This is a genomic window from Corallococcus sp. AS-1-6, assembly GCF_020037015.1.
Lineage (GTDB): Bacteria > Myxococcota > Myxococcia > Myxococcales > Myxococcaceae > Corallococcus.
This window is the reverse complement of sequence record NZ_JAIQDE010000025.1, coordinates 54,127-77,006: the sequence shown is the minus strand read 5'-3', so window position 1 is coordinate 77,006 and position 22,880 is coordinate 54,127. Positions and strand designations below refer to the sequence as shown.

Annotated in this window: 18 protein-coding genes; 7 read left to right on the top strand and 11 right to left on the bottom strand. The window is 71.7% G+C overall.

The genetic code is table 11. The features are described 5' to 3' along the window. Positions 1 to 3 precede the first annotated feature (3 nt). Complete coding sequence (locus K8612_RS28775) at positions 4 to 1,902, top strand: ribonuclease R family protein (RefSeq protein WP_223764667.1); 1,899 nt, start codon at positions 4 to 6, stop codon at positions 1,900 to 1,902. A gap of 64 nt (positions 1,903 to 1,966) precedes the next feature. Here K8612_RS28775 and K8612_RS28770 read toward each other — a convergent pair whose 3' ends face one another. Together K8612_RS28770 and K8612_RS28765 are read right to left on the bottom strand one after the other, a co-directional pair. After that, the gene (locus tag K8612_RS28770) at positions 1,967 to 2,704 is read right to left on the bottom strand and encodes a hypothetical protein (protein WP_223764617.1); all 738 of its coding nucleotides are present in this window, start codon (positions 2,702 to 2,704) and stop codon (positions 1,967 to 1,969) included. Between the two features lie 39 nt (positions 2,705 to 2,743). Beyond that, positions 2,744 to 3,235 (bottom strand): YkgJ family cysteine cluster protein, encoded by a 492-nt coding sequence (locus K8612_RS28765; protein ID WP_223764616.1) that lies wholly within the window; start codon positions 3,233 to 3,235, stop codon positions 2,744 to 2,746. Positions 3,236 to 3,656: 421 nt separating this feature from the next. Between K8612_RS28765 and K8612_RS28760 the strand changes: the two genes are divergently transcribed. Next, a complete protein-coding gene (locus tag K8612_RS28760; RefSeq protein WP_223764615.1) occupies positions 3,657 to 5,699 on the top strand; it encodes a PilZ domain-containing protein in 2,043 nt (680 codons plus the stop codon). A 35-nt stretch (positions 5,700 to 5,734) separates the two neighbouring features. Here the strand turns inward: K8612_RS28760 and K8612_RS28755 are convergent, their stop codons facing one another. Beyond that, a complete protein-coding gene (locus K8612_RS28755) occupies positions 5,735 to 6,733 on the bottom strand; it encodes an NYN domain-containing protein (protein ID WP_223744705.1) in 999 nt (332 codons plus the stop codon). 203 nt (positions 6,734 to 6,936) lie between these two features. Here K8612_RS28755 and K8612_RS28750 point away from each other — a divergent pair, with 203 nt between their 5' ends. Then, positions 6,937 to 7,368: a hypothetical protein gene (locus K8612_RS28750; RefSeq protein ID WP_223744706.1), complete on the top strand. Its 432-nt coding sequence runs from the start codon at positions 6,937 to 6,939 to the stop codon at positions 7,366 to 7,368. Here the strand turns inward: K8612_RS28750 and K8612_RS28745 are convergent. The 4 genes from K8612_RS28745 to K8612_RS28730 all read right to left on the bottom strand — a co-directional run bounded on the left by K8612_RS28745 (position 7,365) and on the right by K8612_RS28730 (position 10,821). Further along, positions 7,365 to 8,381, bottom strand: a complete 1,017-nt coding sequence (locus tag K8612_RS28745) for an ABC transporter substrate-binding protein (RefSeq protein WP_223744707.1) — start codon at positions 8,379 to 8,381, stop codon at positions 7,365 to 7,367. The two genes, K8612_RS28750 and K8612_RS28745, sit on opposite strands and share 4 nt — an antisense overlap. A 67-nt stretch (positions 8,382 to 8,448) precedes the next feature. Next, positions 8,449 to 9,210, bottom strand: coding sequence for an ABC transporter permease (locus tag K8612_RS28740; RefSeq protein WP_223744708.1), 762 nt, complete (start codon positions 9,208 to 9,210; stop codon positions 8,449 to 8,451). Between the two features lie 13 nt (positions 9,211 to 9,223). Beyond that, on the bottom strand, positions 9,224 to 10,141 hold the full coding sequence (locus tag K8612_RS28735) for an ABC transporter ATP-binding protein (RefSeq protein ID WP_223764614.1): 918 nt from the start codon (positions 10,139 to 10,141) through the stop codon (positions 9,224 to 9,226). A gap of 134 nt (positions 10,142 to 10,275) precedes the next feature. Then, positions 10,276 to 10,821, bottom strand: a complete 546-nt coding sequence (locus tag K8612_RS28730; RefSeq protein ID WP_223764613.1) for a hypothetical protein — start codon at positions 10,819 to 10,821, stop codon at positions 10,276 to 10,278. Positions 10,822 to 11,029: 208 nt separating this feature from the next. On the opposite strand from K8612_RS28730, the gene K8612_RS28725 reads away from it, so the two are divergent. From K8612_RS28725 to K8612_RS28715, 3 genes are read left to right on the top strand one after another with little or no spacing between them, the layout of a single operon-like run. Continuing rightward, positions 11,030 to 12,124: a glucose 1-dehydrogenase gene (locus K8612_RS28725; protein ID WP_223764612.1), complete on the top strand. Its 1,095-nt coding sequence runs from the start codon at positions 11,030 to 11,032 to the stop codon at positions 12,122 to 12,124. Beyond that, positions 12,121 to 13,974, top strand: a complete 1,854-nt coding sequence (locus K8612_RS28720) for a glycoside hydrolase family 15 protein (protein WP_223744712.1) — start codon at positions 12,121 to 12,123, stop codon at positions 13,972 to 13,974. Before K8612_RS28725 ends, K8612_RS28720 begins: the two co-directional genes overlap by 4 nt. A 31-nt stretch (positions 13,975 to 14,005) precedes the next feature. Beyond that, positions 14,006 to 15,148 (top strand): App1 family protein, encoded by a 1,143-nt coding sequence (locus tag K8612_RS28715; protein WP_223744713.1) that lies wholly within the window; start codon positions 14,006 to 14,008, stop codon positions 15,146 to 15,148. A gap of 28 nt (positions 15,149 to 15,176) precedes the next feature. Here the strand turns inward: K8612_RS28715 and ppk1 are convergent, their stop codons facing one another. Continuing rightward, complete coding sequence (gene ppk1 / locus K8612_RS28710) at positions 15,177 to 17,342, bottom strand: polyphosphate kinase 1 (RefSeq protein ID WP_223764611.1); 2,166 nt, start codon at positions 17,340 to 17,342, stop codon at positions 15,177 to 15,179. Positions 17,343 to 17,554: 212 nt separating this feature from the next. Here ppk1 and K8612_RS28705 point away from each other — a divergent pair, with 212 nt between their 5' ends. After that, positions 17,555 to 18,055: a hypothetical protein gene (locus K8612_RS28705; protein ID WP_223764610.1), complete on the top strand. Its 501-nt coding sequence runs from the start codon at positions 17,555 to 17,557 to the stop codon at positions 18,053 to 18,055. A gap of 9 nt (positions 18,056 to 18,064) precedes the next feature. Here the strand turns inward: K8612_RS28705 and K8612_RS28700 are convergent, their stop codons facing one another. From K8612_RS28700 to K8612_RS28690, 3 genes are all read right to left on the bottom strand, one after another. Further along, entirely contained in the window at positions 18,065 to 19,273 is a 1,209-nt protein-coding gene (locus tag K8612_RS28700) for a peptidylprolyl isomerase (protein WP_223764609.1), read from the bottom strand. 150 nt (positions 19,274 to 19,423) lie between these two features. Beyond that, positions 19,424 to 20,437 carry a hypothetical protein gene (locus K8612_RS28695; RefSeq protein WP_223764608.1) on the bottom strand — a complete coding sequence of 338 codons (1,014 nt, stop codon included), beginning with the start codon at positions 20,435 to 20,437 and terminating at the stop codon, positions 19,424 to 19,426. Between the two features lie 147 nt (positions 20,438 to 20,584). Beyond that, a complete protein-coding gene (locus tag K8612_RS28690; protein ID WP_223764607.1) occupies positions 20,585 to 22,819 on the bottom strand; it encodes a tryptophan synthase alpha chain in 2,235 nt (744 codons plus the stop codon). Between the last annotated feature and the right edge of the window lie 61 nt (positions 22,820 to 22,880).

The following is a 22,880-nucleotide window of genomic DNA, read 5'->3' as shown; positions in this document are numbered from 1 at the left end:
GACATGGACACCTCCGCCTCCCCGCGCACCGTCACCGGCCGCGTCGACGTGCACCCCCGTGGCTTCGGCTTCCTCACCGTGCAGAAGCCCGGCACCCTGGAGGTGCTGTCCGCCTTCATCCCGCCCCCGGAGCTGAACCCCTTCTTCGCGGGCGACGTCGTCTCCGCCACCGTGACCGCCTCTGGCGAGGACCGGTGGACCGCGTCCGGCCTGTCGCTCGTGGAGCGCACCCGCACCGCCGTCTATGGCGAGGTCGTGTCGCGCAAGGGCGCCTTCTTCCTGCGCATCGACCGCGAGGTCTCCAACACCGACTGGCCCCTGGACCCGGGCACCACCCCCGTCCAGCACAACGACGCCGTCGTCGCCCGCATCGCGGACGGCAAGGTCGTCCTCCTCTACCGTCTGGAGTCCGGCGCCGACCGCTCCCTGGAGCGCGTCATCGCCCGCCACGGCCTCCACCGGGACTTCCCCGCGGAGGTCGTCCAGGAGGCCCTCCGCGCGAAGGAGACCCCCCACGCCCTGGGCGGCGCCCGGCGCGACCTGCGCTCCATCCCCACCGTCACCGTGGACGCGCCGTCCACCCGCGACATCGACGACGCCATCTCCGTGCTGCCCGCCGGCCCTGACGGTGCCCTGCGCCTGCTCGTGTCCATCGCGGACGTGAGCGAGTCCGTGAAGGAAGGCACCCCCCTGGACCTGGAGGCCCGCGCCCGCGCCACCAGCGTCTACCTGGCCGGCCGCGTGCTCCCCATGCTCCCGGAGGAGCTGTCCGCGCACTGGCTCAGCCTGGTGCCCAACGAGGAGCGCCACTGTCTCACCGTCGAATTGCGCATCGACCCCGACGGCCGCGTCACCTCCGCGGATGTCTATGAAAGCCTCATCCGCTCCTGGGCACGGCTGAACTACGACGAGGTCGCGGCCTTCCTCGATGACAACGCCATCTCCCCCGCCATGGAGCCCGTGCGCGACGCCATGCCCTGGTTCCGCCTGGCCTCCGCGCGGCTCGCCGTGTCGCGCGGGGCTCGCGGCGGCATGGCCATGTCCCGCGACGAGGCGCGCTTCACCTTCGACACGGCCACGGGCGCCGTGTCCGGGCTCGCCGGGGAGAAGGACACCTCCGCGCACAACATGATCGAGCGCTTCATGGTCGCGGCCAACGAGGCCATCGCCACCTGGATGATGACCCGTGGCGTGCCCACCGTGTACCGCGTGCATGAGCAGCCGGATCCGCAGCGCGTGGCGGACGTGAACGCGTTCGCGCTGCACTCGGGGTTCGCGGCGGGCTTCGGCGCGCACATCACTCCGCTGGCCCTGGCCGCGTTCGACCGGCAGATCTCCGGAGCGAAGGCGGAGGCCGCGCTGCGCTCGGTGCTGCGCCGCTCGCTGGGCCCGTCCCGCTACACGGTGAAGCCGGGCCCGCACTTCGGGCTCGCGGCGCCGCTGTACCTGCACTTCACGTCCCCCATCCGCCGGTACGCGGACCTGGCCGTGCACCGGCTCATCAAGGCGTACCTCCACGGCCGGCGCGACTTCGTGCACGAGGACCCGGAGATCGAGAAGCTCTCCCAGCACATCAACGTGCGCGCCCGCTCCGCCAACCGCGCGGAGGTGGACCGCCACCACGAGCTGGAGGCGCGCTTCATGTCCACCCGCATCGGGCAGCAGTTCCCCGCGCGCATCGTGCGCGTGAAGCCCTTCGGCCTCGTCACGCAACTGGATGGCATGTGGGTGGAGGGCATGGTCCCGGCGGAAGGGCTCGCGGGCGGCCCCTACCGCCCGGACGCGCGCGAGCTGTCCATGGTGGGCAAGACGCGGACCTTCACCGTGGGCATGCCCATCACCGTGAAGGTCGTCTCCACGGATGAGCAACTGGGCCGGGTGGAGTTCGCCCTGGTCGAGTAGGGCCGTCAGGCCTGGACATCCCAGACACGGATGTCCAAGCCTGAAACACAGACACGAAATCCTCTCACCCCGCCAGCGGCAACCCGTCCGTGGACTCCACCAGGACGTTGCCGGGCACCCAGCCCACCAGCCCGGTGGAGGACCTCACCAGGTACAGGACCTCGCCCTTCGCGGGGACGCTCGCGGCCAGCACCTTCACCTGGGTGCCCTGCGCCGTCGTGGCCACCACCGCGGAGCCCGTGCGGCCCTGCGTCAGCGGGAACGACTTCTTCACCGTGGCCGTGACCTCCTGGCCGGGCGCGTACGTCACCGCGTACAGCTCCTGCGGCACGTGCACCAGCTTCCACGCCTTGCGGTCCAGCGTGTACTTGTCCCGCTTCTGCCAGAAGCCCATCCAGCGATCGACCAGGACGATGCCGTTGCCCTTCGCCTCCGTCAGCGCGTGCATGTCCCCCAGCAGCTTCACCGCCTTGCCGTCGTAGCCGTAGACGAAATAGCGGTGACCGTCGTCCACCTCCCCCAGCGTCTGGACCCGCAGCTCCTTCCACCTGTCGCCCGTGTCCAGGTCCACCACCTGGAAGCCAGACACCTCGTTGCCGGCCGCGTCGCCCTTCGACGTCGCGCCGCCCACCTTCAACGTGAACTTCCCGTCCTCCCCCGCCGTGAGCGACACCGCCTCCGGCTTGCCGTCCCCGTCCAGGTCCACCTGCGCGGACTTCACGAACCCGCTGTCCTGCGCGAACACAGGCGCACCAGCGAACAGCACGGCGGACGGCAACACGGCCAGCAGGGATGTCTTCACGGGAGCAGGACCTCGGTCGGTGAGCAGGACGGCGCCACGCTAGCCCCCCGAGCGGCGGAAGCGCCCCCGGAAGTGCTGGTCCAGGTACACCTCCGCGCGCGCCAGCGATTCCCGCGTCTCGGGAGCCAGGGTCAGCGAGGCCGCGGCCACCCGCGCCTGGCGCATCGCGGGACCCCTTCCGCCCTCAGCGGAACCCACACCGCCCACCACCGCGTCCACCTTCGCGTGCGCGGCATCCACCACGCCCTTCGCCTCCTCCAGGGACACCTCTCCCTCCGCCAGCGCGTTGAACAACTGGCAGCGGTAGCGGCGGCAGGCCTCCGGACGCTCCGCGTAGACCGTGCAGCACAGGCCCTCCAGCGCGGCGCAGCGCTGGGGCAGCACCACCGCGCCGTCCTCCTTCACCGCCAGCGACAGGCCCCGCTGGCGCAGGACCTCCGCCTCGGCGGGCCGGAGCGGCACCTGGGTGAAGAGGGTGCCGTCACAGCACATGCCGCAGTGGAGACAGAGGGTGGAGAGGGCGGAGGACATGGCGCGCCAGGGGATAACGCCTCGCGGGCGGGCGAGTCATCCCCGACGTGTGTCGCGCCGGCCTCCGTCCTCCAAGGCAAGCCATGTGTCACCAGTCGACATGCGACATGCCCTGCGTGTTCCATGTGTCGGAATCACCCTGTGTTTCCGGGGTCCACACGACCCGAGGGGAGGGACGGGGCTGAACCTGTCTTGAAAGGCGATGCTCCTGTCCGTGAAGGAAATCCCCGACTGGTGAGAAACCAATTCGCGACAGTCCAATGCGTGGCCGACGATCCGGCCCGAAGGTCTCAGTGCACAAGGGGTGAAGGATCTCCACTCTGTGGGAATCCGAGTTCCCCGGGTCACGCGTAACTGGGGACAACACAGTTACTTCGGACGTCGTAGAATCATGCCCCGTAGGACATCAGGGAGCCCCCGCATGCACACCGACACTCACGACGCGCCGGCCGGCCGCGAAGCACTCCTCGGATACCGGGTGGGAACGGAGCTCAGCGCGGCGGCCTCGTTTGGCGAGGACTTCTCTCCCGGACGTCTGGTGCAGTTGTCGCTGGAGCACCTGACGCTCCACCTGGAGTCGCGCACGGTGCCCCGCAAGGGACAGGCCGCGTCCGTGGTGGTGGGTGAGGGCGAGCGGTGGGCCACCGCGCTGGACGCGGAGGTGATTGGCGTCAACGCCATGCGCCCGGAGGTGAGCCTGCGCTTCGTCGCGCCGCCGCTGGACGCGGGCCGCCGCATCGTGGGCCTGCTGGAGTCGCTGCGGGACAACGGCCTGTTGCTCACGCCGGAGACGCGGCCCGTGTGGCGCGAGCAAATTGACCACGCGGACCGCGTCGCGCGCATCTGTGAAGCGCTCGCGTCCCGCCAGGCCCGCGGCGTGCTGCGCTCGCGTGACGGCCAGGCCGTGGTGGAGGTCACCTGCGCCTTCTTCGAGCCGCTCCAGGACGCGTTCGGCTGGCAGTTGCACGGGACGTTCCCTCCCGGGCCCCTCACCCTGGAGGCGTTCGGCTACTCCAGCGTGGTGCACTTCCAGGCGGACGCCGCGCGCGTGGAGGGCGGCCTGCTGCTGCTGCCGGCGCCCACGTCGCTGGTGCGCTTCCGCCACCGCTGGCTGCGCCGCACGCAGGCCCACGCGTCCTGCACGGTGGAGTTCGACCACCCGCTCTGGCCCCAGGTGCACGTGCACCGCGGCCTGCTGGATGTCTCCTATGAAGGCCTGTCCTTCCTCACCGAGCCCGGCGAGGACCTGATGTACCCGGGCCTGCGCCTGCCGGTGATGGAGGTGGGGCTGGAGGGCCACGCGCCGGTGCGCCTGCGCGCGGAGGTGCGCAACATCTCCAGCACGCCCCACGGCCGCCGCTGCGGCGTGAGCGTCCGGCCCCTGGACGCCGAAGGGGCCCGCGCGTGGCGCGCGCTGGTGGAGGCCCAGGCCCACCCCACCACCAAGGTGGAGGGCGACTGGAACGACGCCACCTGGAAGCTCTTCGAGCGCTCCGGCTACTTCCGCCTGCCGGGCAAGGAGCCGGAGAAGTTCACCAGCCTGCGCGACCAGTTCTCCCGCACGCAGGACAAGCTCCAGGAGGCGCCGCTGCTGGGCTACCGCGTGGTGCGCCCCGCGGAGGAGGGCATGGAGGCCACGCTGTCCGTGCTCAAGCCGTACGCGGGCAGTTGGATGGCGCACCAACTGGCGCGGCACCAGCCCCCGGGCAGCCGCTCCACCGCCCGCGAGGCCCTGCGCGACATCTACCTGCGCGGCTACGAGCCCACCCAGGCGGACCCGGAGGTGAAGTGGTTCTTCGCCTACTGCGAGGCGAACGTGCGCTGGGTGCGCTACACGAAGTTCGACTTCGCCACCTGGTACGCGCACACCGGCCAGACGTGCCTGGTGCCCTTCCGCCTGATGGAGGGCGAGGTGGACAGCGCCTGGACGCGGCCGGAGACCATCGCCGTGGGCTCGCCCACCCAGGAGGAGCGCGCCAGCTTCTTCGCCCGCGTGGCCCACACGCGCCCGGAGGCCTACCGGGAGGCGCTGGACCTGGTGCCGGAGCGCTTCGACCTGGAGACCACGCGCACCGGCTGGGGTGACGCGGGCCTGTCCCGCGAGCGCGAGCTGGTGGTGGCCCGCCACGAGGGCCGCGCCGTGGCCTTCGCGGTGTTCGAGTCCGCGCAGCCGGGCCTGAACCTCTTCAACGTGCTGGACGGCGTGCGCCTGGTGCCGCTGGAGGACGACGCGCGCCCGGAGGTGCAGGACGCGTTCGTGGCGCTGCTGGGCCGCGCGGCGGAGTGGTACCGCGCGCGCGACCGCAAGGTGTTCGTCCACTACGTGGAGGCCACCTGCGTGGAGTACGCGGAGCGCGTGTCCCTGGCGGACCTGGGCGACGGCAAGCTGTGGGTGATGTCCGCCCGCCTGCTGCCGGAGTTCCTGGAGCACCTCTGCGAGTCCACCACGCCGCGCGCGGCGTAGTGGCGGCTCGCTTCAGGCAGTGACGCGAGGGGCGGCTACAGCCCCTCGTCGTCCGGGTCCGGATAGGACTCCAGCTCCTCTTCCTCCTCCTCCACCGCCACCGGGGCGGGCGCCTTGGCGTGGCGCCCCTTGCCGCCCTTGCTCTCCTGCGCGGGCGCGCCGAAGTCCGAGTCCGGGCCCACGATGTAGCCCTGGCGCCCCTGCTGGATGCGGCGCAGGAGCCCCTCCTGCTCCAGCGCCTCCAGCAGGCGCGCGAAGGTGGAGAAGCCGTGGTCGCGCTCGTCGAAGTCGGGCTCCTTGCGGACGATGGTCTCCTTGATGAGCGACGGGTTGAGCGGGCCGGTCGCCCGGCGCAGCAGGCTCTGCACCACCTCGCGCGCCACGGCGGGCACCTCCGCCTTGGGCTTGCCGCCCTTGGACTCGGCGGCCTCCTTGCCGCCAGCCTTGGCGTCGTGGCCCTTGTCGTGGCCCTTCCCGCCCCGCTTGCCGCCCTTGCCCTCGTCGGACTTGGAGCCCCGGCCGCCGTGGTCGCGGTCCTTCTCCTTGTGGGAGCCGTCGCCCTTGTGCTTGGGCTTCATGTAGATGAACTGGTCGCACGCCCGCACGAACATCTGGGAGCTGGCCTCGCGCACGGCCAGGCCGATGACGGTGCGGCCGTTCTCACGCAGCTTGTACGCCAGGGGGCAGAAGTCGCTGTCGCCGGAGGCGATGACGAAGGTGTCGATCTGCTCGCGCGCGTAGCACAGCTCCAGCGCGTCGATGACCAGGCGCATGTCCGCGCTGTTCTTGCCGGCGCGGGTGGAGGGGGGCACGTCCACCAGCTCCACGCCCACGTCGTGCAGGCGCTGCTTCGCGTCCTCGAAGCGCGACCAGTTGCAGTACGCGCGGCGGAAGACGACCTTGCCCTGCTCCAGGAGCTGGTCCAGGGCGGGCTGCAGGTCGAAGTTGTTGGCGCTGATGCCGGTGTTGGTGACCAGGTTCTCGAAGTCGATGAAGAGGGCGATGCGGTGCTGCTCGTCGGTACGTCCAGCCAAAGGTGCCTCGTATTCGTATGCGAGCGGTCCTTGGCTCGCGTGCGCGCCACCCTACTGTGGGGAAGCTGCCTCACGCACGGCCCGTGTTCCGCCGCTGAACATTCAGTGCCACCCACCCTACGTTGGGACAGACCCCGGGGGCAGCGCCCCCGTGACACGGAGGTGGCACCATGATGCACGGATTCACCCGACGTTGGCGAGCCATGGCGTGGACCGCACCGACGCTCGGCCTCTTGTTGTGCGCGGGGCCCGCGCTGGCGCGTGAGCCCCAGATTGGCAGGGGCTATGACGCGGGCCCGGGCTACGAATCGCCGAACGCCGAGCCCGCGAGCACCAGCCGGTCGAACGTCGTCAGCACCGTGCCCACGCTGACGCCGGACTTCGTCTCCCCGGGCCGGTCCGTGCGGCAGATCACCCTGGACCCGGACAAGATGCGGCAGGTCAGCGGCCCGGTGGTGAAGCGCTCCGGGATGATCCTGTACGTGCACGACGTGACCGGGCCGGTGGTGCCGCTGGACATGAGCAACCTGACCATCACCAAGCAGCCGGAGAAGGGACAGCAGGTCCTGGCCCTCTACCAGGTGGACCAGACGGACAACGTGGCCCTGTCCCTCCAGGGGGAGAAGCTGGACTAGTCCGGCTTCGCGCCGCCGCGCACCTCGTCCAGGACGCTCAGGTCCACGAGCCCCGCGAGGTCATCCCCGGGGATGAAGCCCAGGGCCTTCGCGTGCTCGGCGGACGTCTTCAGCGCGGAGGGCACCGGATCCAGGCTCGGCTCCAGGCGGGAGAACGCGTCCTGGAGCACGGGCGCCTTCAGGGGCTTGCGCGTGAGCTGGCCGAAGGCGGCGTTGACGGACGTGGCGAAGGCCGCCGGGTCCGCGCGCCAGCGCTCGGTGAGCTGGGTGTGGATGCGCAGCAGCGCCGCGATGCGCGGGCGCTGCGTCTCCAGCACCTTCTTCGTCGTCACCACCACCGTGGTGGGGAAGCGCCTGTCCGGCCAGAGGTCACGCTCGTCCACCAGGATGTGACCGCCCCCCTCGGCGAGCATGCGCGCGCCCCAGGGCTCGGGCACCCACGCCCCCTCGATGGCGCCCTGGAGGTACTGGGCCAGGATGTCCGGGTTGCTGATGGGAATCACCTGCACGTCGCCGCCCGCGTCCGTGGCCAGGCTCAAGCCCTGGGCCTTCAGCCAGGTGCGCAGGGCGATGTCCTGGGTGTTGCCAAGCTGGGGGGTCGCCAGCTTCCTGCCCTTGAGTTCCGCGGCCGTCTTCACGTTCTTCACCACCAGCACCGCGCCGCCGTTCACCGCGCCCGCGATGATGCGCAATTCCTTGCCGGCCTTGAGGTACGTGTTGATGGCGGGGCCCGGCCCCACGTAGGCCACGTCCACGGAGCCCGCCACCAGCGCCTCCATGGCCGCGGGGCCCGCGTTGAACTGCCGCACCTCCACGTGGCCCATGCCGGGCTGCGACCCGAAGAGCCCCTCCGCGTTCGCCACCAGCGCCTGCGCGTGCGTGATGTTGGGGAAGAAGGCCACGCGCAGGGGCGCGTTGGCGCCAGAGGGCGTGTCCTTCTTGCAGGACGTGACACCCGTCAGGAGGACGGCGCAGACACCGAGGACCAGGGACAGCGGACGCGCGGAAGACATACGTGTCACGCTAATGGAGGTTCCCCGCCTGTTATCAATGCCCACGAGGGCCGAAGCGTCTTTCGGCTCACACGGACGCCGTCAGGCCCCACCGGCGCCTCAGGCGCGTCTCCACCGTCTGGAAGAGGACGCGGTCCACCGTGATGCCGATGAGGATGATGGCCAGCATCACCGCCATCACCTGGGACACGTCCATCAGCTCGCGGCCCATGGTGAGCAGTTGGCCCAGGCCGCCGGAGACGAAGAGCAGCTCGCCCGCGAGCAGCGCGCGCCACGCGAAGCTCCACCCCAGCTTGAGGCCGGTGACGATGCCGGGCAGCGCGCCGGGCAGCAGCACGCCGAAGTAGAAGCGCGGGCCCCGCACGCCCAGGGTGCTGGCCACGCGGGAGAGCTGCGGGTCCAGGCCGTTGACCGCGTCCTCGGTGGCGATGGCGATGCCCAGCACGCTGCCCATCACCACCACGAAGAGGATGGCGCTGTCGTTGAGGCCGAACCACAAGAGGGCCAGCGGCAGCCAGCAGATGGAGGGTAGGGCCTGCAGGCCCATCACCACCGGCTTCACCGCGTTGCGGAAGAAGGCCAGCCGCGCGATGCACAGCCCCAGCGGGACGCCGATGCCCACGGACAGGACATAGGCGTGCGTCAGCCGGCCCAGCGACCGCAGCGTGGCGCCGCCCAACTGCCCGTCCCGGGCCATGGCGATGAGCGTCTGGATGACCTCCAGCGGCCCGGGGAACAGGTGCTTGTTCCACACGCCCGAGCGCGACAGCCCCTCCCAGAGCGCGAAGAGCAGCGCGATCATCCCCAGCTTCTGCGCCCACTTCAGCATGGTGGTGTCCCCTCTAACGGCCGGTCACGACGCTCTGGCGCGGCAGGCTGGACGGCGTGCGCGTGCGGCGCTGCAGGGGCTCCGCGGGCGGCGCCTCCACGGAGGGCCCCTCCACGGCGCGCAGGCGGTGGCGGATGTCGCGCGCCATGGCGTCCAGGGACGGGTCCTCCAGCGAGCGCGGCATGGGCAGCTCGATCACCAGGTCCTGCACCACGCGGCCCGGCCGGGGCGCCATCAGCACCACGCGGGTGCCCAGCATCAGCGCCTCCTGCACGTCGTGGGTGACGAACACGACGGTCTTGCCGGAGCGCAGCCAGATGGACTGCAAAAGCTCCTGCATGTGCACGCGCGTCTGGGCGTCCAGCGCGCCAAAGGGTTCGTCCATCAGCAGCACGGTGGGGTCCACCGCGAGCGCCCGGGCCAGGCTGGCGCGCATCTTCATGCCGCCGGAGAGCTGGTGGGGCAGCGTGTCCTCGAAGCCCTCCAGGCGCACGCGCTGGATGAAGGCGTTGGCCCGCTCGCGGCGCTCGGCGCGGGGCACGCCCCGGGCGGCCAGCGCGAAGGTGATGTTGCCGCGCACGGTGAGCCACGGGAACAGCGCGGCCTCCTGGAACATCAGCAGCCGGTCCGGCCCCGGCCCGTGGATGGGCTTGCCGTCAATGGCCACGCGGCCCCCGGTGGGCACCACGTGGCCGGCGAGCGCGTAGAGCAGCGTGGACTTGCCGCAGCCGGACGGGCCGAGCAGGCAGACGAACTCACCCGAGCGGACGTTGAGGTTCACGTCCCTCAGCGCCACGACCTTGTTGGCGTAGTGGTGATCCAACTGGGCGATGGAGATCTTCGCCCGGTCCGCGTCCACGTTCGCGGGCCGCAGCAGGTGGGGCGCCGCCTGGCGCAGGCCCCGCATCCGCTCGATGAGGCGTCGAAACATTCGCCACAACCTATTCACCTGCCCCGCGGTCGCACAGGAGGGGCCTGGAAGCGGGCAGGCGCCTTTCACTGTAGGACAGGAAGTGAAGTCGGAGGCGACTGGCCGGCTGCTTTTTCGGCGCGCCCTGTCGCCTGTCAGGCGGCCGCGGCCCGCTCCGCCTTGCGGTGCGCCAGCGTGCGGGAGAGCAGCCACAGGCTCAGGGCGAGCACGCCCAGGCCCACGCCGGTGAAGGCGCCGCCCACGCGCAGCGACGCCTGGCGGTCGTCCTGGAACACCTCCAGCGCGTCCGTGCGGGGACCCGTGAGGTAGCGCCGCACGGTGTCCGCGAAGGCCTGGGCCTCCGGTTCGGACTCCGTCCACTGGTAGGCGAGCGGCTGGACCCCGGCGGCCGTCCGCAACTGGACCCGGAAGATGGGCGCGGCGCCCCTGCGGGTGCTGCGGCTGCGGGCCACCTCCACGCCCTGGATGTCCCCGGGCGCGTAGCGGCCCACCTCCTCCCGGGTCAGCCAACTGGAGCGGCTGAGGACGCACGGGCCCTGGGGCTGGCAGCGCAGGTCCATGCGCGCCTTCTGGCCGAGGAAGAACACCCCCAGCACCAGGAAGGGCAGGGCGAGCATCAGGAAGGCCGTGGCACCGATGGCGGTGGCGCGGCTGCGTCGGGAGGCGGGGGGCGCACGCACGGCCTGTTTCTATAGACCCGCGCGCGCCGGGGCGGCAGCGCTTTCACCGGGCCCGGGAGTGTCGCCCTCCAGGCAGGCGGGCGGTCCGGGCTGTTCAGCGGCGGTCCCCCCTGGCGGGGCGGCGGACGGGCACTTGCGGCATGGGGCCCAAGTCCGCACCCCTTGTCCTGGGACTTTCAGCACTTCGCCCGGAAGGAGCCATCCACCCATGAAGGCCGTGGCCGTCATGTTCCCCTCGCGCGAGGTGCGCGTCCTCGACGTTCCCGAACCGCGGCTGCACTCGCCCACCCAGGTCAAGGTGCGCACGCTGGAGGTGGGCGTGTGCGGCACCGACCAGGACATCCTGAAGGGCCACCACGGCGCGGCGCCGAAGGGGGAGGACCACCTCATCCTGGGCCACGAGTGCCTGGGCGAGGTGATGGAGGTGGGCGCGCACGTGCAGGGCCTGAAGCCGGGGGACCTGGTGGTGCCCCGGGTGCGCAGGCCCTGTCCGCACACGCGCTGCCCCGCGTGCCGCCACGGCCACCCGGACTTCTGCGTGACGGGGGACTACACGGAGCGCGGCATCCAGGGCGCGCACGGCTTCTGCGCGGAGCACTTCGTGGAGGACGCGGCCTACCTGCACAAGGCGGAGGACTCCCTGCGCGGCGTGGCGGTGCTCACCGAGCCGCTCACCATCGCGGAGAAGGGCCTGCGCGAGCTTTCGCACATCCAGTCCCGCCTGCCGTGGAAGCTGAGCCCCGGCAAGGCGCTGGTGCTGGGCGCGGGGCCGGTGGCGCAGTTGGGCGTCATGGCGCTGCTGCGCGCGGGCTTCGACGTGACGGTGTACTCGCGCAGCCCCAAGCCCAACGAGAAGGCCGCCGCGGCCGAGGCGGTGGGCGCGCCGTACTTCTCCTCCAAGGAGGTGACGGTGGAGGCGCTGCGGAAACGGCTGGGCGGCGTGGACGTCATCTACGAGGCGACGGGGGCGTCGAAGGTGGCCTTCGACTCGCTCCAGGTGCTGGAGGAGAACGGCGTGCTCATCTTCACCGGCGTGCCCGGACGCGAGGAGCCGCTGGAGCTGCAGGGTGACCAGGTCCTGGGGCAGCTCGTCCTGGGCAACCGGGTGATGTTCGGCACGGTGAACGCGTCCGACAGCGACTTCCGTGAGGCGCTGGAGGACCTGGCCCGCTTCCGCGCGAAGTGGCCGGGGCGGCTGGAGGCCCTCATCACCCAGCGCCACCCGCCGTCGGAGTTCGCCCAGGTGGTGGAGGCGAAGGGCGGCATCAAGCGCGTCATCTCGTTCCAGGAGCATGCCCGGTGAATCCCCACCACTCGGACCTGAAGGGCGGCATCGCGATTGAAGACCACGGCATCATCGGCGACCTGCGCACGGTGGCGCTGGTGGGCAACGAGGGCACCATCGACTGGCTGTGCTATCCGCACTTCGACAGCCCCAGCATCTTCGCGGCGCTGCTGGACCCGGAGAAGGGCGGGTACTGGCGCGTGTCCCCGGAGCCGGACGGGGTGATGAAGCGGCAGTTCTACTGGCCGGACACCAACGTGCTGGTGACGCGCTTCTACACGCCGGCCGGCGTGGGGGAGCTCATCGACCTGATGCCCCTGGGCAAGGGGGCGCGGGCGGAGGGGCGCGAGGTGCTGCGGCGCATCCGCGTGGTGCGCGGGGAGATGTCCTTCCGCATGGAGTGCTTCCCGGCGTTCAACTACGCCCGGGACGCGCACGAGACGCACGTGGTGAAGGGCGGCGCGGCCTTCCTCTCCAAGGACCTGAGCATGCAGTTGGTGACGGACGTGCCGCTCCAGAAGGACAAGGACGGCGTCGTCGCGCACTTCACGCTGAGGGAGAGCCAGTCCGCGGTCTTCACCCTGCGCGAGGGCGGCAAGGAGGGCTGCCACCACCACCTGCACACGCACGACTCCGCGGAGAAGCTCTTCCGCGACACGGTGGACTACTGGCGCCACTGGCTGTCCAAGTGCAAGTACACGGGGCGGTGGCGGGAGATGGTGCAGCGCTCGGCGCTGGCCCTGAAGCTGATGACCTTCGAGCCGTCCGGGGCCATCATCGCCGCGCCCACGTGCAGCCTGCCGGAGTCCGCGGGCGGCACGCGCAACTGGGACTACCGCTTCTGCTGGCTGAGGGACGCGGCCTTCACCGTCTACGCGTTCATCCGCGTCGGCTTCAACGAGGAGGCCGCCGCGTTCATGCGCTGGGTGGAGAAGCGCTGCGCGGAGAACGGGGACGGGCCGCTGCCCCTGATGTTCCGCCTGGACGGCAGCCCGGTGCCCAAGGAGGAGGAGCTCCAGCACCTGCGCGGCTACGGCGGCGCGCGGCCGGTGCGCATCGGCAACGCGGCGGCGCACCAGCTCCAGTTGGACATCTACGGGGAGCTGATGGACTCCGTGTACCTGTCCAACAAGTACGCCGCGCCCATCTCGTATGACTTCTGGAGGCACCTGCGGCGGCTGGTGGACTGGGTCTGCGACCATTGGCACACCGAGGACGAGGGCATCTGGGAGATCCGCGGCTCGCGCCGGCACTTCGTGTATTCGAAGCTGATGTGCTGGGTGGCGGTGGACCGGGCCATCCGGCTGGCGGACAAGCGCAGCCTGCCGGCGGACCGGGCCAAGTGGCTGAAGACGCGCGACGCCATCTTCGAGGAGATCATGGAGAAGGGCTGGTGCCAGAAGAAGGGCGCCTTCATCCAGGCCTACGGGCACGAGGCGCTGGACGCGGCGAACCTCCTGATGCCGCTGGTGTTCTTCCTGTCCCCGGTGGATCCGCGGATGCTCTCCACGCTGGACGTCATCCGCAAGGCGCCGAAGGAGGGGGGCCTCACGTCGGACGGCCTGGTGTTCCGCTACGAGGCGGACGAGAAGCTGGATGGGATTGAGGGCAGCGAAGGCACCTTCAACCTGTGCAGCTTCTGGCTGGTGGAGGCGATGACGCGCGCGAGCACCGTGCGGCCGGACCTGCTGGACGAGGCGCGGCTCATCTTCGAGCGGATGCAGGGCTACGCGAACCACGTGGGGCTGTACGCGGAGCAGACGGGCATGTCCGGCGAGGCGATGGGCAACTTCCCGCAGGCGCTCACGCACCTGTCGCTCATCAGCGCCGCGTACAACCTGGACCGGACGTTGGGCCGCCACGATTGACGGGGGGACGGTAGACTCGCGCGCACCCGCCATGCCCGACCTGTACCCGCTGCTGTTCCGCTTCGCCGTCAAGGCGGATGCCCACTACGACGTGCTGAGCCGCCGCGTGCGCAAGGGGTTGGGCATCGCCCCGCCGCTGCGCATCCTGCCGTACCGGGGCTACGGAACCCCGGAGCGCGTGGTCATCAAGGCGCGCGTGCTGGAGGAGCGCAAGGTGACGCCCCAGCGCCAGCGCCACACGCTGTGGAGCAGCGCCGTGGCCTCCTACAAGCGCTACATGACGCGCGAAATCTCCAGCGCGCACGTGGCGGTGCGCTGGGGGGACAAGCGCTGGGAGGGCGTGACGGACGAGGAGGGCTTCCTGGAGCTGTGGGTGCCGCCCCCTGAAGGCGTGCGCTCCGGCTGGCACATGGTGGAGCTGGAGCTGCTGTCCCCGGAGGCGGAGGGCGTGCCGCGCGTGTCCGCGCCGGTGCGGGTGGCGGGCACGAGCGCGGAGCTGGGCGTCATCAGCGACATCGACGACACGGTCATCGCCACGGGGGTGACGGATCCGCTCAAGCGCGCGTGGGCGCTGTTCCTCACGGAGCACCGCGTGCGGCTGCCCTTCCCGGGCGTGGACGCGTTCTACGCGGCGCTCCAGGCGGGCGCGAGCGGCGGGGCGGACAACCCCATCTTCTACGTGTCCAGCAGCCCGTGGAACCTCTACGAGCACCTGGACGAGTTCCTCGCCATCCACCGCATCCCCATTGGCCCGCTGCTGTTGCGCGACTGGGGCCTGTCGCGGCACGGCTTCGCGCCGGGCGGGGGACACGGGCACAAGCTGGACAAGATCCGCGGCGTGCTGGAGACGCTGGCGCACCTGCCCTTCGTGCTGATTGGGGACAGCGGCCAGGAGGACGCGGAGCACTACCGCACCATCGTGCGCGAGTACCCGGGCCGCATCCGCTGCGTCTACATCCGCAACGTGCCGGGGCGCTCCAAGCGCGGCGAGGAGATGGCCGCCATCGCGAAGGACATCCAGGACGCGGGCAGTGAGCTGGTCGTCGTGGACGACACCGTGGCCGCCGCGCGGCACGCGGCGCGCGCCGGGTGGATCCGCTGGGAGGAGGTCCCGGAGGTGGAGGCCCACCGCCGCGAGGACGCCGCGCGCAGCGCCCTGGGCGAGCGGGGCTGAAGAGTTCCGGTGGGAGCCTCGGGGGGCCTCAGCCCACGGGGCGCCCGCTCTGCACATGCACCATGCGGATGGCGCGCTCCATGAGCTCCCCCTGGGCGGAGCGCTTGTCCTGGGGCGTGGCGGCGGTGCGCCGCCGCCACGTGCCGTCCGAGCCCAGCTCCCACGCGCCGCTGGTGTCCACCATGCAGCGCTCCACCACGTCCTTCACCTGCGCGGCCAGGGTGGGGTCCTCCACCGGCGCCAGTATCTCCACGCGGTGGTCCAGGTTGCGCGGCATCATGTCCGCGGACCCGATGTAGCACCGCGACGTCGCGCCCCGCTCGAAGGCGTAGATGCGCGGGTGCTCCAGGAAGCGGCCCAGGTTGGACACCACCCGGATGTGCTCCGACACGCCCGGCACGCCCGGCCTCAGGCAGCAGATGCCGCGCACGTTGAGGTCCACGCGCACGCCCGCGCGGGACGCGTCGTAGAGCGCGCGGATGATGCCGGGGTCCACCAGCGCGTTCATCTTCATCAGGATGCGCGCGGGCGTCTCCGGCGTGTGCGCCGCCTGGGTCTTCTTGATCTCCTCCAGCAGCCCCTCGCGCATGGTGAGCGGCGCCACCAGCAGCTTGCGGAACGAGCGCGGCCGGCCGAAGCCGGTGAGGAAGTTGAAGACGTCCGCCACGTCCGCGCCGATGTCCGGGTCCGTGGTGAACAGCCCCAGGTCCGTGTAGAGCCGCGCCGTCTTCGGGTTGTAGTTGCCCGTGCCGATGTGCACGTAGTGCCGCACCCGCTCGCCCTCGCGCCGCACGATGAGGATGGCCTTCGCGTGCGTCTTCAGGCTGGGAATCCCATACACGACGTGCACGCCCGCCTCTTCCAGCGCGTTCGCCCAGCGGATGTTGGTGCGCTCGTCGAATCTCGCCTTCAGCTCCACCATGCACACCGCCTGCTTGCCGTGCTCCGTCGCGCGGATGAGCGCGGGCACCAGCGGGGAGCTGTCCGAGGTGCGGTACACCGTCTGCTTCAGCGCCAGCACGTCCGGGTCCTCCACCGCCTCGCTCACGAAGCGCTCCACGGAGGAGGCGAAGGACTCGTAGGGGTGGTGCACCAAGAGGTCGCCCCGGCGCATGGCGGACATCACCGTGCCCCCGCCGTCCGGGGAGTCGGTGTCCGTGCGCAGCCGCGCCTGCGTCACCGGCGTCCACGGCGGGTCGCGCTGCTCGGAGAAGCCCGGCGTCATCGCCAGCGACATCACGTCCGCCAGGTCCAAGAGGCCGTGCTCCTCGTACACCTGCCGCGGCTCCAGCGTCAGCGCCTCCACCAGCGGCTCCAGCAGCTTCGCGTTCATCCCCGCCTGGATTTCCAGGCGGATGACGTCCCCGAAGCGGCGCTGGCTGAGCTCCGTCTCCACCGCCTTGAGCAGGTCCTCCGCGTCCTCGGACACGGTGTAGTCCGCGTCGCGCGTGACGCGGAACAGGCTCCAGTTGAGGACCTCCATCCCGGGGAACAGGTCCCCCAGGTGCTGCGCGATGATCTCCTCCAGCGGCACGAAGAGCGCGCCCCCCTTGAGCGGCACGAAGCGGGGCAATATCTCCTTGGGCACCTTCACCCGCGCCACGCTCTCCTCCTCCGCCACCGGGTCGCGCAGGAGCACCGCGAGGCTCAGGGACAGGTTGGAGATGTACGGGAAGTGCCGCCCCAGCCCGATGGCCAGCGGCGTGAGCACGGGGAAGATCTGCTCGCGGAAGCGCTGCTCCACCTGCGCGCGCTGGTCCGCGTCCAGCTCCTTCATGGACAGGATGCGCAGGCCCTTCTCCGCCAGCGCGGGGCGCAGGACCTTCTCGAAGCAGTCCGCGTGGCGCCGGCCCTGCTCCAGGATGCCCGTGTGCAGCTTGTCCAGCGTGTCGCCCGGGGACGCGCCGTCCGGCACCAGGCGGCCCACGCGCGCGGCGATCTGCTCGTGCAGCCGCGCCACGCGGATCATGAAGAACTCGTCCAGGTTGCGCGCGTAGATGGAGATGAACTTCAGCCGCTCCATCAGCGGCACCTCCGGCGACTCGGACAACTGCAGCACCCGGTCGTTGAAGGCCAGCCACGACAGCTCCCGGTTGAAGAACAGGTCGCTGTCCGGCACCTCCGTGCCCGGGGGGACGACGTCCCGGTCCACGGCCTTCTGGGGGGTGCCTTTGGCGGCGGCGCGCTTCGCCATGATGTGTGACTCCTCCGAGGTGTTTCTCAGGGTGTGCCCTCTAGCAGCCCCGCACCGCGCGGATTGTGAACTCGCACGTCTGGACCGGAACCGGACATCCGGGCGTATCCCACCCTGGACGACCCCGTCAGTGGCCGGCGAGGCGTGCGGGCTGTGGACTCCCCGGCAGTCCATCGCTTGAATCCGGCGGGCAGTGACGGCATTCAAGAAGGGTGAGCACTCCCAACCCCCCCTTCCCGGTCACCCCGGACGGCGCCCCGGCGGACACGTCCCCGGACGCCCTGTTCACGGCCTTCCGCGAAGGGTCCCAGAAGAAGTCCCACCGCTTCACCTTCACCTGGTTCGTGGCTGCGGCGGTGCCGGTGGTGCTGGCCCTGGGCTTCGTGGGCCTCTGGCGCGCCAACGGGACGTCCTTCTCCGTCGTCACGCCGCACGGCATCAAGGTGCTGCGCGCGGGGATGACGACCCAGGAGGTGGGGGGCCTGCTGGGCCACCCGCTCACGCTCCAGAAGAAGGGCGACCAGGACTGCTACCGCTACGGCCGGCCCAACTTCATCAACGAGGTCTTCGTCGTGTACTCGGTCTGCTACGAGCAGGGGCAGGTGCGCGACGTGCTCACGCACCAGTACTCGGCCTGGCAGGTCGACCCCGCGACCGGGGCCTTCATCGCGCCCGGGCAGCCGCAGCCCGCGCCCAAGAACCCGGCGGGGTAGCCGGGCCCCTCAGGCGAGCGCCGCCTCGGCGCCCTCGAAGGTGACCTTCGCCTGCGTCATCACGTGCTCCACGGCGAGCAGGTGCCACGCGACGTCCATCATCTGCGCGGACGCGGCCGGGTCCAGCATGGACTCGCGCAGTTGGGCCTCGGTGATGCCGAAGGGCTCCGAGGACTCCTTGAGCAGCTCCAGCGCGTACTGCGGCGTGAGCTGGAGCTTGTCCCGCTGCGCGATGGCGCGGAGCACCAGGGCGATCTTGAGGCGGCGCTCCACGTCGTCGCGGATGCCCGGGTGGTGCAGCCAGCCGTCCAGCGCCTCCTGCTGCTCCTCCAGGCTGAAGAACTTCTGGGCCAGCACCTCGCCCTCCGCCTGGTGCCAGCGGCGGCGGATCTCCTCGTCCACCAGCGGCTTGGGCACGGTGACGCCGGCGCGGGCGACGATTTCGTCCAGCGCCCGGTTGCGCGCGTCCACCCAGAGCATGTCGGCCATCTCGCCCTCCAGCTCCTCCACGATGGAGCTCATGACCTCCTCGTGGGTGGAGCCGCGGCCCAACTGCTGGAGGAACGCGTCCGACTCCGTGTCGGGCATGCGCACCTCGCGCGCGGCGCGCACGTCCACCAGGAAGCGCGCCGGCATGCCGCGGAGCTGCTCCGCCGGGTAGTTGTCCGGCAGCACCAGCCCCACCTCCACGCTGTCACCCACGCTGGCCTCCGCGATGACCTCCGCGAAGCCGGGCAGCATCACCTGGGGGGCCAGCTCCATCCAGTAGCCCATGCGGGTGCTCAGCGGGATGAGGCGGCCGTTGGCGTAGCCCAGGATGTCCAGCCGGACGTCGTCGCCCATGGCCAGCGCCTCGCCCTCCGCGCGCTCGCGGACCTGCGCCTTCGCGCGGGCCAGCTCGTGGAAGCGCTCCAGCAGGTCCTCCTCCGTGAGGTCCTCGCCCTGGGGCACGCGGATGTTCAGGTTCTCCAGCGACGGGGCCTTCACCTCCGGCAGGTCCGCCTGGTGGCCCAGGCCGGGCGCCACCGGCAGCCGCTGCACCAACTGGTGCACGGGGGCCTGCGCCGGGGCGGCGGGCGCTTCCGGGGGCTTGGGAGTGGCCGGGGACTGGGATGGGGCGGCGGCGGACTTCGCCGGCTTCGCCGGGGCGGGGGCCGTGCCGGGCGCCTTGGCGGCGGGGGCGGCGGGCTTCGCGGGGGGGGTCTTCTTCGTGGCCACCGGAGGGCCTCCTGGCAGGTAGCGACCGTGGTCCCAGAGGGGATTGAAGCGTGCGCGTCTCACACGGCCACGGTGCCTACCAGAAAAGGACCCCCCGGGGACATCCCCGGGCGTTCTCCGCCCGGGGCCGTTGCGTCACTTCACCGGCTTCTAGCCGAACAGGCCGCCGACGAAGCTGGAGACGGCGGAGACGGCGGCGCCCACCTGGCTGACCACCGGGATGTTGGTGGCGGCGGCGATGGAGCCCACGGCGGTGATGACGCCCGTGACCTTCGCGGTGGTGCTGGCGTTCGGGTCGCGCAGGGTGGAGACCGCGTTCGCCGTGTCGAAGGCGGCGATGGCGATGTTCGCGCCCGGGGCGAAGCGGCCGGCGGCCTTGGCCAGGGTGCCCCCGGCGGCGCGGGCGGCGGCGGTCGCACCGGCCTTGGCGGCGGCCTTGCCACCCTCGGCCAGCGCGGCCTTGGCGGCGGCGCGGGTCGCGGTGCCGGTGACGGCCTTCAGGGCCACGCCGCTCTCGCTGACGGCGGTCTTCAGCGCGGAGCGCACGCCGCTCTTGATGGCGGAGGAAGCGCCACCCTCGAAGGCGGCCTTGGCGGCGGCACCGGCGGCGGCGCGGGCCAGCTTGGGGCCGGCGCCCGGGACCGCGGCCTTGAAGGCGCTGCTGGCGGCCTTGTACGCGCTGCCGAACTTGTTCACGTCGCGGGCAATCTCCAGGCCGCCCTTGACGGTGCTGACCGCGGTCTTGCCCGCGGTGGCGACGGAGCCCAGCGCCTTGTTCCAGTCCTCGCTGCTGCCGGAGCGCACGGCGTTGCGCACGTCGCTGATGGCCGTGCCCGCCTGGCCCACCAGCTTCGCGGCGCTGGTGATGGTGCCGAAGGCCTTGCCCGCGATGCCCAGCTTGCCCTTGAGGTCGAGCTTGGTCTTCGGGTCCATGGCCTTGGAGACCATCTTGTCGACGTTGCCCTTCAGCGTCGCCTTGAAGCCGTCCGTCTTCAGGCTCTTGACGTTGTCGAAGCCGTCCTTCACGGCCGTCTTCACCTTCGTGAAGGTGTCGTAGCCCTTCTTCGCCTGCGTCCCGATGTCCTTCGCCGCCTTGATGGGGTCCTGCTGGACGTGGCGGAGGGTGTTGGTGACGGCACTGCGGGCGCGGTCGATGAAGCTCATGTGGGGCTCCCTCGTCGGAGTTCGAGGAATGAAGGAAAGGGGCTGCGAACGACTTGCCGGGATTATCGCAACGGCCGTCGATCAGTTGCGTAGCACCTCACATGGACTGAGAAGGTGGGTGTGGAGCGCCGGTTGTGGCACGACGCGTCAACGTCCGCCGCAGTCGGGGTCCGCGTCGTCCGCCCGGCCATCCGCGTCGTTGTCCGCGCCGTCGTGGCAGTGGCCGGCCTCGGAGGACACCCACTCGCTGACGTGGAGGGTGTAGCGGATGGGGGTGTCCTGGTCCGGCCGGGCCATGCCGTCCACCACCACCAGCACGGACTGCCCCTGGGCCAGGGTGAGCTTCAGCGCCGGGGCGCCCTTTGTGGTGGGGTGTGGGTGCGCGGAGCAGCCCAGCTCCGTGCCCCGGCAGCCGGTGAGGAGGTACAGGGCGTGGCCGCCCGCGTCCGGGTCGTTGCCGGGCGAGGTGTCGAAGACGAAGGTGCCGGCCCGGGGCGCCGTCCACAGGTGGGCGCGGTCCTGCTGGAGCAGCGCGCCGCAGGTGCCCTGGAAGCCGTCGCCGGAGAGGGCCGTCTCTCCCTGGAAGGTGACGGGCAGGGCGCTGCCCAGGTCGTGGTGGGCGCAGCCCTGGCCCTTGCAGCGGGGCTCGTCGCGGCACTCGGTGTCCGCGCAGTCCACCCAGCGGTCCCCGTCGTTGTCCATGCCGTCGAAGCAGGCGCCGGCCTCGGTGGCGCGCAGCTCGTCGATGTGCAGCTCGAAGGAGCCCTGGGTGAAGGCGTCGCCAGCGACGGCGTCCACCGTCACCAGGACCCGCTGGTCCTGCGTCAGCGTCACCGCCACCCGGGCCCCGCCGCCGTAGCTGATGCCGCCGGTGGCGCACGCCAGCTCCTCGCCGCCGCAGCCGTCCGCGTACACGGCGATGACGGACCGCACCGCGGAGCGGGCCGTGTCGAAGGTGAAGGTGCCGGCCCGGGGCGCCGTCCACAGGTAGCCCCGGTCCGGAGCGCCCGCGCCCCCGCAGGAGGCGGCGTGGTCGTCCCGGGCCTCCACGGTGGAGCCCTTCAGCGACACCGGCAGCGCGCTGCCCAGGTCCCGGTCCACGCAGACGGGCTCCGGAGGCGCGCAGACGTTCGGGACGCCCGTGCCGCCGCAGGTCTCCGGCGCCGCGCACGCGCCGCAGTCGAGCGTGCCGCCGCAGCCGTCCGCCACCGCGCCGCACGTCGCGCCCAGGAAGCCGCAGGTGGCCGGCCGGCACCCCGGGACCGCGCAGACGTTGGGCACGCCGCCCCCGCCGCAGGTGAGCCCCTCGCCGCACGCGCCGCACTCCAGGGTGCCGCCGCAGCCGTCCGCGACCCGGCCGCAGTCCCTGCCCAGCGCCTCGCAGGTGGCCGGCGTGCACGCGGCCTTGCCGCAGACGTGGGGCACGCCCGCGCCGCCGCAGGTCTCGGACGCGAGGCAGCCGCCGCACTCCAGCACCGCGCCGCAGCCGTCCGACACGCGGCCGCAGTTCGCGCCCTGGGCCGCGCAGGTCGTGGGCACGCAGGTGCCGGCGCCGCAGACGTTGGCCTCCCCCGCGCCGCCGCACGTCGCGTCGGCCTGGCAGGCGCCGCACTCCAGGACGCCGCCGCAGCCGTCCAGCACCTCGCCGCAGCTCTTCCCCAGCGCGGCGCAGGTGCCCGGCTGGCACGGCGACGCGGCGCACACGTTGGCCACGCCGCCCGCGCCGCAGGTGCGCCCCTCGCCGCAGGCGCCGCACTCCAGGACGCCGCCGCAGCCGTCGGACACGGCGCCGCAGTCCTTGCCCAGCGCCTCGCAGGTGGTGGGGACGCACGGCGCGCGGCCGCACACGTTGGCGGTGCCGCCTCCGCCGCACGTCTCGTCCGGCCCGCAGGCGCCACAGTCCAGGACGCCGCCGCAGCCGTCCGCCACCTGGCCGCAGTCCTTGCCCAGCGCCTCGCAGGTGGTGGGGACGCACGCCGGAGGCCCGCAGGCGTTGGGCACCCCGGCGCCGCCGCAGACCTCCGGGGTCGCGCAGGTGCCGCAGTCGAGCACGCCGCCGCAGCCATCCGGGAGCGGCCCGCAGGTGGCGCCCCGCGCCGCGCAGGTGCTGGGGACGCAGGGCCGGGGGCCGCAGACGTTGGGCACGCCGCCCCCGCCGCAGGCCTGGTCCTCGGAGCACTCGCCGCAGTGGAGCGTGCCGCCGCACCCGTCGATGGCGTAGCCGCAGTCCAGCCCCTGGGACTCGCACGTCATGGGCACGCAGAGGGGCGGGGGCCGCCAGGCCAGGCGGGAGGGGGTTGTTTCCTCCGGCAGCGTCCGGCCGCACGCCGCCCACAGCCCCAGGAGCCACAGCCACCCCAGCCACCCGCCCGTCCGCCCCATGCCCCGTTCCCGCCGCCCGTGAAGGCCCCACCTGTCCCCGGACCTGGGGGCAAGGGTGGGG

Coding starts and splice junctions, on each gene's coding strand:
- K8612_RS28775 (WP_223764667.1), top strand. CDS start 4: ATGGACACCTCCGCCTCCCCGCGCACCGTCACCGGCCGCGTCGACGTG.
- K8612_RS28765 (WP_223764616.1), bottom strand. CDS start 3,235: ATGTCCTCCGCCCTCTCCACCCTCTGTCTCCACTGCGGCATGTGCTGT.
- K8612_RS28760 (WP_223764615.1), top strand. CDS start 3,657: ATGCACACCGACACTCACGACGCGCCGGCCGGCCGCGAAGCACTCCTC.
- K8612_RS28750 (WP_223744706.1), top strand. CDS start 6,937: ATGGCGTGGACCGCACCGACGCTCGGCCTCTTGTTGTGCGCGGGGCCC.
- K8612_RS28745 (WP_223744707.1), bottom strand. CDS start 8,381: ATGTCTTCCGCGCGTCCGCTGTCCCTGGTCCTCGGTGTCTGCGCCGTC.
- K8612_RS28740 (WP_223744708.1), bottom strand. CDS start 9,210: ATGCTGAAGTGGGCGCAGAAGCTGGGGATGATCGCGCTGCTCTTCGCG.
- K8612_RS28735 (WP_223764614.1), bottom strand. CDS start 10,141: ATGTTTCGACGCCTCATCGAGCGGATGCGGGGCCTGCGCCAGGCGGCG.
- K8612_RS28725 (WP_223764612.1), top strand. CDS start 11,030: ATGAAGGCCGTGGCCGTCATGTTCCCCTCGCGCGAGGTGCGCGTCCTC.
- K8612_RS28715 (WP_223744713.1), top strand. CDS start 14,006: ATGCCCGACCTGTACCCGCTGCTGTTCCGCTTCGCCGTCAAGGCGGAT.
- ppk1 (WP_223764611.1), bottom strand. CDS start 17,342: ATGGCGAAGCGCGCCGCCGCCAAAGGCACCCCCCAGAAGGCCGTGGAC.
- K8612_RS28695 (WP_223764608.1), bottom strand. CDS start 20,437: ATGAGCTTCATCGACCGCGCCCGCAGTGCCGTCACCAACACCCTCCGC.
- K8612_RS28690 (WP_223764607.1), bottom strand. CDS start 22,819: ATGGGGCGGACGGGCGGGTGGCTGGGGTGGCTGTGGCTCCTGGGGCTG.